A 14066-nucleotide genomic window follows, 5' to 3' on the forward strand; every position below is an offset into this window, starting at 1 on the left:
TTTGAACAATAAGTTTACATCCCTGAGCTGGATTGTTATTTTCGTTGGCCGTTATGGACCGACAACACGGTTCAGACGCAAAAAAATAATATTCAGGGAGCTTTATTTTATGAATTCAACGTTTTTTAAACGTACGTTGACTGCTGCTGCGGTAGCGGCAGCGATGGGATTGTCGGCAACTGCGGTTGCGCAAAGCACCACAGGGACAGTCAGTGGCTCGGTGATGACCACCAGCGATGCTGCAGTCGATAATGCTAATGTTACAATCCGCAATGTTGAAACCGGCTACACCCGTACCGTTCAGGTAGACAGCGAGGGCGACTATCGCTTTCCGGCATTGCCGACCGGCCGTTACGTCATCATTGCTAATGCCAGTGGTTTCGAGCCAAACCAATCACAAGAATTTACCATCAGTGCCGGCGGCTCACGTGAGCTGAACGTGCCACTAGCTACCGGCATCGAAACCATTGATGTTTCCGGCGCAGCCATTTCGATGGTCGATACCCGCAGCTCCGGCACCTCGCTGAATATCGGCGAAGCCCAGATTGACCGTATTCCGGTACCCCGTAACGCAACCAACGTGGCTTTGCTGGCGCCCAGCACCACGGCAGGCGACAGCCGTTTTGGTAACCTGGCCTCTTTTGGTGGTTCATCAGTTGCCGAAAACGCGGTTTACATTAATGGTCTGAACGTGACCAACTTCCGCACCGGTACCGGCTTCTCTGAAGTACCCTTTGAATTTTACAAAGAATTTGAAGTAAAAACCGGCGGTTATTCTGCTGAATTCGGCCGTTCGACCGGTGGTGTTATCAACACTGTCGTCAAAAGCGGTACTAATGAGTGGGAATTTGGTGCCAACTTATATTACACCCCGGACAGCTTTGCTGAAGAGTCTCCGGATGTGCGTTACGCCAATGCTGCTGCGACCAATGAATACTATATTTACAACGCAGCGGATGCCCGTGACGAGTACGAAGGTAATATTTACGCCTCAGGCCCGATCATTAAAGACACTTTGTTTATTTATGCCCTGTACAATCCGCGTAACATAGAGCGCGAATACGTGGGTACTGAAGCGCAGACGTTCTTTGATGATTCAACTGACGACGCCTTCTGGGGTACTAAAATTGACTGGCAGATCAACAATAACCACTTGCTGGAATTGTTGGCTTTCTCTGACAGCAGCACCACCGATACGCTGAGTTACGGCTTTACGCCACAAACCGGCGAAGTGTCAGGCCCTCCAGGCGTTTCTTACTCTGAAAGCGGCGGTACAAACTACTCAGCCACCTATACCGGTTACCTGACCGACGACTTTACCATGACGGTAATGTACGGCGAGAACCAGTATGATCTGAGCTCGAACTCGGATGAGTTTGCTTATTGTTCGCTGATCCGTGATTACCGTACCAATGTAACACCCCCTAATGGTATTGAAGCGGGCTGTGCGGACGTGTCCACTTACTTTGGCGAGACCGGTGAAGATACGCGTAAAGCCTTCCGTGTCGACTTTGAGTGGTACTTAGGCGACCACATGCTGCGCTTTGGTTATGACCGTGAAGAAAACACGTCAACCTCAAGCACCTCTTATTCAGGTCCTGAACAGTCATACTACTTTGTAGAAACCGGCGAGCCGGGACAGCAGTTAGCGGGCGGTAATACCGTACCAGAAGGTGTTAACGAATACGTGATGGAGCGCGAGTACCGGGTCAGCGGTGATTTTGAAACCATCGGCAGCGCATTTTACATCGAAGATCAGTGGAGCATCACCGAAGATCTGACCGCCACTATCGGTCTGCGTAACGATACCTTTGACAACAAGAACGCTAACGGCGAAACCTTTGTTAAAATTGATAATATGTGGGCACCACGTTTAGGTCTGTCCTGGGATATCAACGGCGACGGCCAGTCTAAACTGTTTGCTAACGTCGGTCGTTACTTCCTGCCCGTTGCTAATAACACCAACGTCCGTTTGTCAGGCAATGAGTACGATGTGCGTACTTACTATGCTCTGAACGACGCCAGTGTAGGCCAAATCGAAGGTCAGGATTCGTTGATTCTGGATCTGGGACCTGCCTTTGGTGAAGTAGTTAACGCCGATGGAACCATTCCGGACACCCGTGCGATTGTCGATCAGGACATCGATCCGATGTATCAGGACGAGGTTATTCTGGGCTATGAAGCTGCCTTTGCAGAAAACTGGAGCTGGGGTATCCGTGGTATCCGTCGGCAGTTAAACGGCGCCATCGATGACATGGAAATTTCTTCTTACCTGGACGACACCTATGGCTGCCACATTGGTAACGGCTATGTGCTGGGTAACCCTGGCGAAGACGTGACCATGCTGGCGCGCACCGACTGTGCTAACCAGGTCGATGAAATGATCACCTTTAACCTGGGTGAAGTAGGTTACCCTGAAGCCGAGCGTTCGTACAATGCGGTTGAAGTGACCTTAGCCAGAGCCTGGGCAGAAGGCTGGTCGTTTAACGCATCTTACACCTGGGCACACAGCTACGGTAACACCGAAGGTCTGGTTAAATCGGATATCGCTCAGGACGATGCCGGTATTACTCAGGACTTCGACTTTCCGGAGCTGATGGATGGCGCTTACGGTGACTTACCGAACGACCGTCGTCACATGTTTAAAGCTTATGGTGCTTACGAACTGACGGAAAACCTGCGTTTAGGCGCTAACTTCCGGCTGGAATCGGGCCGTCCGACCAATGCCTTTGGTATCGGCCACCCGAACGGTGTTCCTCCTTACGGTGACACCTTCTACGTTTGTAAGGAAAACTGTAACGACCAGGCGAGCTCCGAGTACGCGTTCTTCCCGCGTGGAACCTATGGTCGTACACCATGGCAGGCGCGTCTTGATGTTAACGCCACATACACAGCTCAGATTCAAAACTATGAAACTGAGTTCCGTGTCGACGTTTTCAACATTCTGAATGCGCAGTCTGTTGCTCGTGTTAACGAGTTTGCTGAAGATGGTGCTCCGGGTGTTGCCAACGAGCGTTTCATGTTGCCAACCTCGTATCAAACGCCACGTTACTTAATGTTCAGTGCGTCGGTTAAATTCTAAAAAAACCGTCATAAAACTGCAAAAGCCGCCCTTGAGGCGGCTTTTTTTTACAAAAAACAAAATAAAACCACAAAAAAGCAACAAAACAACCACATGTGGGTTACAAGGTGTTTACAACAAAATAACTTCTTGCTACTTTCTTACCTATCCACAACCAATTGTGGGTAATAACAATAAATGTTCCGGGGAGTTTTAACTCATGAATAACACAACATTTCGCAAAAGTTTACTTGCGGCAACTATCGCTGGGGCAATGAGCCTGCCAGCGACAGCTATAGCCCAGGATCAAGACGAAGGCATGCAAGACCAAGATGTTGAGCGTATCCAGGTAACAGGTTCGCGTATTAAGCGTACTGACATGGAAACTGCATCTCCCGTCGAGATGGTTTCTTCAGAAGAAGTTCGGGCTTCAGGTTACACTCGTGTGGAAGACCTGATGGCAACCTTGCCACAACTTGAAACCGCAGCACAAAACTCGTTTGTTGCAAACGGTGCTTCTGGTGTGGCCAACCTTGACCTTCGTGGTCTGGGTGCAAACCGTACCCTGGTACTGGTAAACGGTCGTCGTTTACAGCCAGGCGGTGTTTACTCACAAGCAGCTGACGTTAACCAAATTCCAACGGCATTGATCGAGCGTGTTGAAGTATTAACCGGTGGCGGTTCTTCAACCTACGGTTCTGACGCTGTAGCCGGTGTTGTTAACTTTGTCATGAAAAAAGACATTGAAGGCTTCGAAGTTTCTTTAGGTACTTCAGGTTATCAACACGACAACAGCAATGATTACATGCAAAACCTGATGGACGAAGCTGGCTTTGAGTATCCAACTGACGGCTCAGGAATTGACGGTAAAACTTATACCGTTGATGTGTCCGGCGGCAGCATGTTTGCTGGCGGTAAAGGTAGTGCCACGTTCTATGCAACTTACCGTACCAACGATGAGCTGTTGCAAGGTGAGCGCGATCACTCTTCATGTGCTCTGAACAGCGCAGGTACCGCCTGTGGTGGTTCATCAACTGCACCAGTACCTAACTTCTTTATCTCGCCTTACGCAAACGGCGCACCAGACTTTGACGAAGAAGTATTCTGGTCACTGACTGAAAACGGTACTTTCGAACCGTTCAGCGATAACCTTTATAACTATGCACCAATCAACCACTTCATGCGTCCAAATGACCGTTATACTTTCGGTTCATTTGTAAACTATGAAGCGAACGATAATTTCCGTCCTTACTTAGAAACCAGCTACATGCATGACCGTACAGCCGGTCAGATTGCACAATCTGGTATCTTCTATCAAAACTTTGTGTTTGATGTCGACAGTGATGTGTTCAGTGACCAGCAGCGTCAACAGTTTAACGACCAGTTCGGCGCAGGCACTGACCAAGTTATGGCCTACATCGGTAAGCGTAACATCGAAGGCGGCCCACGGATTAATAACTTAGAGCATAACTCTTACCGTATCGTTGCCGGTGCAACCGGTGAGCTGAGCTCTATGTGGGAATACGACGTATCGTTCCAGTACGGTTCGACTCAGTCGTCTTCTGTTTACCAGAATGACTTTTATGTTCCTCGTATGCCTCAGGTACTGGGCGCAGCAGGTGCGGAAGAGTGTGGTGAAGGTTGTATCCCTTACGACGTATTCCAATATCAGGGCGTAACAGAAGAAGCGGCACAAGCTTTGGGCGGTACTGCAATCCTGACTGGTATCACTAAGCAGCGTATTGTTAACGCTTTCGTAACGGGCGAAACTGATTACAGCCTGCCATCGTCTGATTACAACATCGCTGCGGTATTTGGTGTTGAAAACCGCGAAGTTGACTTCGAACGTGCCGCTGATGAAGTTTATCAATTAGGTGCATTAGCAGGACAGGGCGGACCGACTAACAGCTTAATCGGTGGTTATAACGTACGTGAAGTATTCACCGAAATTAACCTGCCGGTTGTTGAAGACGCCAGCTGGGCAAATAACCTGACCGTTGATTTAGGCTATCGTTACTCTGACTACAACACCTCTGGCGGCGAGCCGGCTTACAAAGTAGGTGTTGACTGGCAGGTAAACGACGACTACAAAATCCGTGGTACTTATAACCGTGCAGTTCGTGCACCAAACGTTGCAGAGCTGTTTGCTGAGCAAGGCCTTGGCTTGTGGACAGGTACTGATCCATGTGCCGGCTCTAACCCTGAATACAGCCCTGAACAGTGTGCACTCACTGGCATGAGCGCCGATCAGTACGGCAATGTATCAGCTAACCCGGCTGGCCAGTACAACGGCATCTTCGGTGGTAACACTAACCTGGATCCTGAGCTGGCAGATACCATGACCTTTGGTATCGTTGGTAACCCGACTGATAACTTCAACTTCTCGGTTGACTACTGGAACATCGAGATGGAAGACCGTATCGGTACTATCTCGGCTGAACTGATTCTGCGTCAGTGTGCTGAAACTGGTGAGGCACAGTACTGTAATGCCATTACTCGTAGCCCTTCAGGCGACTTGTGGCGTGGTACAGAAGGCTTTGTTACTGCAACTAACGTTAACTTAGCTGAGTCAAACAATACTGGTATCGATGCTAACTTCAACTTCAATACTGAAGTGGGTGGCGGTCAACTGGCAGTCAGCCTGACTGGTACTTACTACATGACTAAGGAAGTAACGACTGTTCCTGGTCTTGAAGGTACCACTTACGACTGTGCCGGCAAAATCAACTCAAACTGCTTCCCGCAGCCAGACTGGCGTCATTCTATGAACTTTACTTACAGCACCGGTGACTGGTGGTCTGTAGGTGCTAAATGGCGTTACCTGGGCAGCACCGAATATGACGGAGATACTGACGTTGTATTGGGTGACGGCTTAGGTTCAACCAGCTACCTGGATCTTAACGCAAGCTTCGACGTTACAGATAACGTATCTGTACTGTTGGGTATGAACAACGCGTTAGACAAAGAACCACAACTGGTTGGCGGCGTACTGAGCTTAAACGGTAACACCATGACTGGCTATGAAGATGCCTTAGGTCGTTACTTGTTCGGTAGCGTAACGTTCCGCTTCTAAGCGACAAACGTGCTACAATTAGCGTAATAAGAAAGCAAAAAGCGGCCCTCGGGCCGCTTTTTTACGTTTAAATAACATTGGTTATCCGATAATTAAACATATGACTAAAGAGTATTCATAATGACCAAATAGTGGTCAAACAGTTCATTTATTCTCTCTATTTTGTTGAATTCAAATCGCCCAGCGAGTAAAACGGTTGCGCTTGATTTGAGCAAAACCAACAAAAACGAAGTACCAGGGAGTTTCTTATGAACAGCAGTACCTTCCGTAAGAGCCTGACGGCAGCAGCAGTTGCTACCACGTTAGGTTTTCCGGCACTGGTTGCAGCGCAACAAAGCGGCGCTGACGATGTAGAACGTATTCAGGTTACCGGTTCGCGCATTAAGCGTACAGATACCGAAACCGCCAGCCCAATTACTGTTTTTGATGCTGAAGCTATCGAAAACTCGGGCTTTACCACCATGGAAAAGTTTATCCATAACATCCCTTCGATGAACGGTGGCTACAACGGCTCAGACACAAACAATGGTTCAGTCGGTTATGCATCAGCTAACTTGCGTGGTTTAGGTGCTTCACGTACCTTGATCCTGATTAACGGCCGCCGTTATGCCTCAGGCGATTTGAACTCAATTCCAATGGCATATATTGAGCGCGTTGAAGTTTTGCGTGACGGCGCATCGACCATTTATGGTTCGGATGCCATTGCCGGCGTAATTAACTTTATCACCAAAAAAGATTTTGAAGGTGCTGAGTTTTCAGCTCAGTATGACTTAACCAGCGAAGGCGACGGTGAAACAACTAAAGTTTCAGGTGTGGTTGGCGCAACCAGCGACAAAGGTAATGTCACCTTAGCGCTTGAATACCAAAACCGTAATCCGATTTCTCAGGGCGATCGCGACTTTTCCGAGTACCCGCTGAGTGAATCCGGTGGCGAAATTGTTCGCGGCGGTTCATCAACTATTCCTTACGGTAACTGGTCTGCTGCCGATCCGACCTCACAATATAATTCAGGTAACGCCGGAACCAGCTTTGTGGTCGATCCAAACACTGGCGAAATCCGCCCGTTTGTTGGACAAGAAGACGCCTACAACTTTGCTCCTGCCAGCTACATGGTTACACCGCAGGATCTGTTCTCGATTAATGCGTCAGCTAACTATGAACTGACCCGTGACTTGAGTGCCTTTATGGAAGGTGGCTTCACTAACCGCCAGTCAGACCAGTTAATGGCTGCTGAAGGTACGTTCTGGGGTCCGACGGTAGCCGGCGACCATCCAGACAATCCAATTGGTGAAGATCTGTATATCTACCGTCGTCTGGCAGAAACCGGTGGCCGTGCCTTTACTCAGGATTTTTCCGACTATCGTATGGTGGTGGGTCTAGAAGGTTATCTGGATAACGGCTGGTCGTGGGATGTGTCCTACAACTACGCACGTTACGTTGATTCCCGTGTTGAATATGGTCGTTCTAACCCAGAGCGTATCGGTAACCTGCTGGATCCTGAATTGTGCCAGGCCGACGAAGAATGTCCGGGCTTGTGGAACCCCTTCCAGGAAGGTACTTTTACTCAGGAATTCCAGGACTACGCGACCATTCCAAACTCGCCAGTTGATCGCGCAACCACTAAGCAGTTGATGGCTAACTTAACCGGCGATACCGGTTCGTTTGGCTTATCAGCAGGGCCTATTTCATGGGCCGTTGGTGTTGAAAAACGTTGGGAAGAGTACCAGAACCAGCCGGACGGCGGTGCTATTCTGGGACAGATCTACAGCGTAGCCGCTGAACCTACTGAAGGCTCTTACGACGTACAGGAAGCGTATCTTGAAATCAACGCGCCGCTGATTGTTGGCATGCCGGGTATTGAGCGCCTTGATTTATCAGCCGCGGTTCGCCGTTCTGATTACGACTTCTTGTCAGCACGCACAACCACTAAATTCGGTTTAGAATATGTGCCGTTTGACGGAACCCTGGTACGCGCTACTTTTGCTGAAGGTTTCCGTGCGCCGGGTATCGGTGATTTGTACTCGCCACAAGTTGAGTCCAACATCAGCTATACCGACCCCTGCATTAACTACGCTAACGGTAGCCAAAGCCAGACAGTAAAAAACAACTGCGCAGCTGAAGGCCTGCCGGGAGACTTCAGCCTGGCCAACAATCAGTCTTCAACCCTGGTTGGCGGCAACCCGGATCTGGATCCGGAAACCTCTGAAAGCTTTACTCTGGGTATCGTCTATCAGCCTGAGTTTATTGAAAACTTCAGTGTTGCCGTAGACTACTATGACATCGAAATTGAAGATGGTCTGGGCGCGCCAAGCACCTCCAACATTATTTCAGAATGTTATAACAGCGAAAACTTCTCGGCGCAGTCATGTGATCTGATCCTCGGCCCTGAAGCGGTCGGTCGTCCGGCTTATTCAGGTTCACAGTTCCGTGATTCACAAGGCTATATGGCAGGCGTTTTGGCCGGTACCGCAAACATCTCGACCTTTAATACCTCAGGTCTGGATTATGATGTCAGCTGGGCAACCGACCTGGGCGATGGCATGTTCAACCTGCGCGTTGACGGCACTTTCCTTGACGAGTACAACTACCTGGCTCAGGAAGGCGCAGAAACGCTGGAACTGGCTGGCAAGTTTGGTGCTGATACCAACTTCGGTGGTCGTGTTGCGGCATTCTCTGAAATCCGTACTAACGTGACCATGGGTTACCAAATCGGTGACTGGGACTGGAGCTGGATTGCCCGCTTCCAGGACGGTGTCACTGACATTAACTACTCTGAAGATGACGTATCAAGCGAAGTTGGCAGCTACATCTACCACGATGTACAGGCTAACTACTTTATCAACGAAACGACCACCTTTACCTTAGGTGCCCGTAACTTGTTTGATAAAAAACCGCCGTACGTAACAAACAATAACGACATGAATACCCTGAACTCTTCTTATGACACAGCAGGCCAATACTGGTATGCTCGTGTTGGAGTCAAGTTTTAATCGATAACGATTAAAGGGTAAAAACCCGGCTTCGGCCGGGTTTTTTTATGGGTATAATTTATGATCAACAACAATAAACTGGCGTAAGGAAGTCGTATTATGTCAAACAAACAAAATCCATGGTCCGTGTTTTGGCAAAAAGGCGCGTTTGCTTCATTTTTAGATAAAAGTTCGACCCTGCAGAATTACCAGATGCGTAAATTTTGGTTTGAGCGGATGGATGAACTTGAGCCCAAGCAGCCTATCCTTGATATCGGAACCGGTAACGGCATTGTGCCTCAGTGGCTGGCCGAATACGCCGCCGAAAAGGGTAAAGACTTTACCGTTATCGGTATCGACGCGGCGCAGATTAACCCAACCAATAGTGAGCTGACGCTGCACGGCGAAACCCCCTATGAAACCTTCACCCTGTCAGGTAATAAAAAGTTTGGCACGTTGGTGTCAAACTTCGGGCTTGAATACGGTGATTTAGAACAGGGTTTGGCTCACCTGCATAAAAACCTTAAACGGGGCGGGGCGCTGGTGGCTCTGATGCACTCAGAAGATTCGGTGATTGTGCAGTCCAGCCGCAAGGTTTACGAACTGTTACCCTCGACAATTAAGCAAATGAACAAGGCCGTTGAACCGCTGTATAAGGCGTTGCTAAGCGCTAACGGACAGGCGTTACCAAAGAGTGCTCAGCAGGCGCAGCAAAAACTCAATCAGTTTGCTAATAAACACCGCAACGACCCGACTTTTCAGCGCACTAACTTCGTGCCCGCCGTTAAGCACATCTTAAGTGCTGCAGAGCAAGGCAAGCAGCAGGAGGCCGAGAAGGTATTCACCGATTACCTGGGTAATCTGACTGACCACCGCGCGCGTCTGAGTACTTTGGTAAAAGCCGTAGAGCAGGTCGGCGACCAGCAGCAGCTGCAACAACAAGTCGAGGCCGCCGGCTTTAAGAAAGTCAGTGTGCAGCAGGTTCAGTTTCCGGAAACAGGAGTTGTTGGGTTGTGCCTGCAAGCTGTTAAGTAAATGTAACCTGCTGTTACAAAATTGTTGTAAATTTATTTAAAATGTGGTGTTCTTCTCTATCAGGTGGCTGTGTAAAGTCGCCTGAAAAGAATATCGGCTGTCGAAAAATAATAATTAGACAACCGTGATAACAAAAAAATATTCGAGGAGACTGGAACATGACTGAACAGTCATTATTAGCACGCTCTATTCGGGCAATACTGTTTGCAGGAGTGAGCTCCGCGTTGTTTGTAGGAGCTGCAAGTGCGCAGGACCAAGAGCAGGAAAACAACGAAGCGGAATCAGATGTAGAGCGTATTCAAGTTACTGGATCGCGGATCAAAAGGGTTGATATTGAGCCGACACAGCTGGTTGATTTTGTCGATGAAAGTTACCTAAACGATCGTGGTATAACTAACGCAATAACGGCGGTACTGGATTTACCCGGCACCGGTGCTGGTACTACCCCGAATATCGGTGGTAACAATGCAGCCTCTACTCAAGGTCTGGGACAAAACACCATCAGTTTGTACGGACTGGGTTCTCAACGTACTTTGACTTTGATTAACGGCAGCCGCTTTATTTCCAGTAACTCGCCTGTTGGCGGCGGAAGCGCACCCGGTGCACAGGTTGATGTAAATAATATCCCCGTTGCATTAATCGAACGTATCGAAGTAATGAAAGTTGGTGGCGCGCCGGTCTATGGTGCTGATGCTGTCGCCGGTGTTGTTAACTACGTGCTGAAAAAAGATTACGAGGGCGCAGAAGTTTCGTTTGATTACGGCTATGTTGACGGTATCACCAGTGATCAGTCATTTCGTGGCTTATTAGGGGGCAATTTTAATAACGACCGTGGTAACCTGGTTGTTGCGGTGGAGTACAACGAAACCGATAATATTCCAGCATCACGCGTACCCAGCCTTGCCAATGACTGGAGTTCGTTTGCACCGGCAGCCGGTCAGGGTGTCGCCGGGCCGGACGGCGTAGTGCCTTCTAACCAGGTTCGGCTGGTGCCTAATCCCCGTGCCGGTATTTTGTCTAACTCAGGTCTGATTACGCCGGGACCAACTGCGGTGACCAACCTCGGACTGGGTGCCTGGGGTAATCAATTTATCCAGTTTAACCCGGATGGTTCAGGTACTATTGTTCCTTATGACCCCGGAAACCCAACCGGTAACGTGGTCTGGGCATCAGGCGGCGACGGTTTAAACCTGGCTGAAGCGAATACAGCCCGTGAAGGCTTTGAGCGATACAACATTACGGTACTGGGTAACTACGAAATCAACGACTACGTGAATGTTGATTTAACCGTGTTTGCTAACCGGTCGGATGCGGCAAACCAGGGTTATCAGGCTCAGGCATACAGCTCCGGTATTTTCACCGGGACCGGAAGTGCGCTGCGTTTTAATACCGATAACCCGTATTTGACCAACGATGCCCGTCAAACCATTGAAGGACTGGCCGGTGGCCCGACAAGTTTCTATCTGCAAAAAGGCTGGTTGAACTTAGGCCAGCGCGAAGTCATTAACGAATCTTCCGTAAACAGCTTTGATATTGACTTTAATGGTTCATTCAATGCTATGGACACCGTGTTTGACTGGTCTGTCGGTTATCAGAAAGGTATGTCGACTATTTACTCTCAGGATCGTGCAATTGATGATGCCAAATGGTTGGCTGCAATGGACGTTGGTATTAATCCCGAGACCGGAGAAATTGACTGCCGTTACAATTACGTTGATGACTATGAAGGTGGCTTTGTCCCAAGTGGTCAGGGCGTAACCAGTACTGAAAACATCCTTGGTTCCAAGGGTACTTGTGCACCGTTAAACCCGTTCGGAACCATCTCGGACGCGGCGCGTGAATACGTTCTGTATAATGATCAGGGTCAGTCACGCCTTGACCAGTCGATTTTTTCAGCTTACTTAAGCGGCGATCTTTACGATTTACCTGCAGGTATGTTGAGTTTTGCTACTGGCTATGAGCGGCGTACCGAATCAGCTGAGTTTCGTCCTGACGGTTCTGCTGAGCTGACCGGTTTTGCTCCTAATGCAACCTCAGGTGGTTACACCACTGACGATATCTATGTCGAGCTGGTTGCGCCGGTCTTGTCTGAACGTATGGACATTCCGCTGTTTCAAAGTTTGACTCTGGATGCTTCTTATCGTCGTATCGATAACGATTTAGCCGGTGAGGACGACGTCTGGGCCGTTGGTATTAACTGGCGTGTTTTTGATGACTTAATGGTACGCGGTAATATTGCTGAAACCGCACGCGCACCAGCGGTCACCGAACTTTTCCTGCCCGTTGTTGAAACCACAAGCTTTGCGACGGATCCCTGTGATGCCAGAAACTTAGCCAGTGGACCAAACCCGGAGATACGTCAGGCAAACTGTGCTGCGGATGGTATTCCTGAAGATTTTGCCTCAGAAATCCAGAATGCATCACGCCGTGGCTTCACCGGGGGTAACGAAAGCCTGGAGAACGAAAAAGCTGAAAGCACCAACGTGGGTATCGTTTACACTCCAAGCTGGGGCGAAGGCTTTGATATCTCGGTTGATTACATAAAAATCGATATCGAAGATGCGATTGTCAGCTTTACGTTAACCGATATTTTGAATGCTTGTTACGATGCCAGCGACTTTCCGAATACATTCTGTAACCAGTTTAACCGTCTGCCCAGCGGACAGTTTCCTGGTGTTAATGCGTTCCAGTCAGGCTTTGTTAACGCTGCCATTCGGAATTTCGAAGGGGTCGAGTACGCATTTAACTACAGAAATGACTTAAAAGACTACCCACTAGTGGGTGACTTTTTCAGTCCTGATTCGGGTAGCCTGAGCTGGACATTGCGGGTATTCAACCAACGTAAAAATGAAATCTCCAATACAGGTTTCGACTTTACCGATGATACCGGTCAGTTCAATGATCCGGATCTGACGGCTAACCTGCAGGTTGGTTATGCATTGGGTGATTTATACACCTTCGTTGATGTCAATCACACTGGCCGGACCGAGCGCGATATCGATCAGACCGAGCCATTGCAGTATATTGACCAAAACGGTAATCCCTATACCGAAGTCACCTCACGGACGACTTTCGATATCGGTGCAACCTATCAAATTATGGATGGCTTAAAAGTCAGAGCGAATTTGGTTAACGCATTCGACTGGGAACCATCACCTGTTGAAATCTCTATCGGCCGCTTCACTTATGGCCGTACTTATAACTTAGGATTGACCTACCAATTCTAATGTTAAGGTGAGTTGATAACAGCCGGGCATTAAGGCCCGGCTTTTTTTATTACTCAAAGCGGTAAATTGAAACGTCATGTATCAGACAATTATTGTTATTGATGAATTTCTGGACTTTGTTGATGACCTGCGGCGCAGAGCGCTGCACGAGGATTACGAGTCCGCTGATCAGGGTACTTATTTCCCCGGGCGTAATTCTAAACAGCCAGTTTATGTCAAAGGCATTGACCAGGTCATATCAAACTTAGTCGGGGAAAAGTTAACGCCGTCACCGGGCAACAGCCATGGGAAATTCAGGGTTGCGTTAGAAGGTGATAAAGGTAAAGGCGGTGTTCACATTGATAAATGTGACTGGTCCGGGATCCTCTATCTCAGCAAAGATGAAGATTGTTATGGCGGGACCGACTTTTATCGTCATAAAGTACTTAATTCTGATCGCGCACCATTAAACCAAAACGACTTAAATGCCATGGGTATTAAATCTTTTGACTCGTTTTGGCATGACTATTTGTTAAAAGACGGGCTAGATGAGGATAAATGGACGCTACAGACGCATATCCCGATGAAATATAACCGGCTGATATTATTCCGCCCCTGGCTTTTTCATAATGCCGGACTCGGTTTCGGATCAGACATTAAGAATGGACGACTAATTTATCCGTTGTTTTACAACCGATCAGTTAACTAGCTTACGCCATAGT

Annotated in this window: 6 protein-coding genes; all 6 read left to right on the forward strand. The window is 48.6% G+C overall.

The features are described 5' to 3' along the window. Nucleotides 1–109: 109 nt before the first annotated feature. The 6 genes from LG288_RS02930 to LG288_RS02955 all read left to right on the forward strand — a co-directional run bounded on the left by LG288_RS02930 (nt 110) and on the right by LG288_RS02955 (nt 14053). Nucleotides 110–3082, forward strand: coding sequence for a TonB-dependent receptor domain-containing protein (locus LG288_RS02930; protein ID WP_404401870.1), 2973 nt, complete (start codon nt 110–112; stop codon nt 3080–3082). A gap of 199 nt (nt 3083–3281) precedes the next feature. Beyond that, the gene (locus LG288_RS02935) at nt 3282–6134 is read left to right on the forward strand and encodes a TonB-dependent receptor domain-containing protein (protein WP_404401872.1); all 2853 of its coding nucleotides are present in this window, start codon (nt 3282–3284) and stop codon (nt 6132–6134) included. Nucleotides 6135–6382: 248 nt separating this feature from the next. Further along, nucleotides 6383–9124 (forward strand): TonB-dependent receptor domain-containing protein, encoded by a 2742-nt coding sequence (locus LG288_RS02940; protein WP_404401874.1) that lies wholly within the window; start codon nt 6383–6385, stop codon nt 9122–9124. A 99-nt stretch (nt 9125–9223) separates the two neighbouring features. After that, entirely contained in the window at nt 9224–10138 is a 915-nt protein-coding gene (locus tag LG288_RS02945; RefSeq protein WP_404401876.1) for a class I SAM-dependent methyltransferase, read from the forward strand. A gap of 158 nt (nt 10139–10296) precedes the next feature. Then, nucleotides 10297–13365, forward strand: a complete 3069-nt coding sequence (locus LG288_RS02950; RefSeq protein WP_404401878.1) for a TonB-dependent receptor domain-containing protein — start codon at nt 10297–10299, stop codon at nt 13363–13365. A gap of 76 nt (nt 13366–13441) precedes the next feature. Further along, nucleotides 13442–14053: a DUF6445 family protein gene (locus tag LG288_RS02955; protein ID WP_404401880.1), complete on the forward strand. Its 612-nt coding sequence runs from the start codon at nt 13442–13444 to the stop codon at nt 14051–14053. The last annotated feature ends 13 nt before the right edge of the window (nt 14054–14066 follow it).

The sequence above is a fragment of the Idiomarina seosinensis genome (assembly GCF_044797955.1).
GTDB classification, from domain to species: Bacteria; Pseudomonadota; Gammaproteobacteria; order Enterobacterales; family Alteromonadaceae; genus Idiomarina; species Idiomarina seosinensis_A.

Bases quoted from the DNA above. Each gene is read 5' to 3' on its own strand.
- LG288_RS02930 (WP_404401870.1), top strand. From the start codon at position 110: ATGAATTCAACGTTTTTTAAACGTACGTTGACTGCTGCTGCGGTAGCG.
- LG288_RS02935 (WP_404401872.1), top strand. From the start codon at position 3,282: ATGAATAACACAACATTTCGCAAAAGTTTACTTGCGGCAACTATCGCT.
- LG288_RS02940 (WP_404401874.1), top strand. From the start codon at position 6,383: ATGAACAGCAGTACCTTCCGTAAGAGCCTGACGGCAGCAGCAGTTGCT.
- LG288_RS02945 (WP_404401876.1), top strand. From the start codon at position 9,224: ATGTCAAACAAACAAAATCCATGGTCCGTGTTTTGGCAAAAAGGCGCG.
- LG288_RS02950 (WP_404401878.1), top strand. From the start codon at position 10,297: ATGACTGAACAGTCATTATTAGCACGCTCTATTCGGGCAATACTGTTT.
- LG288_RS02955 (WP_404401880.1), top strand. From the start codon at position 13,442: ATGTATCAGACAATTATTGTTATTGATGAATTTCTGGACTTTGTTGAT.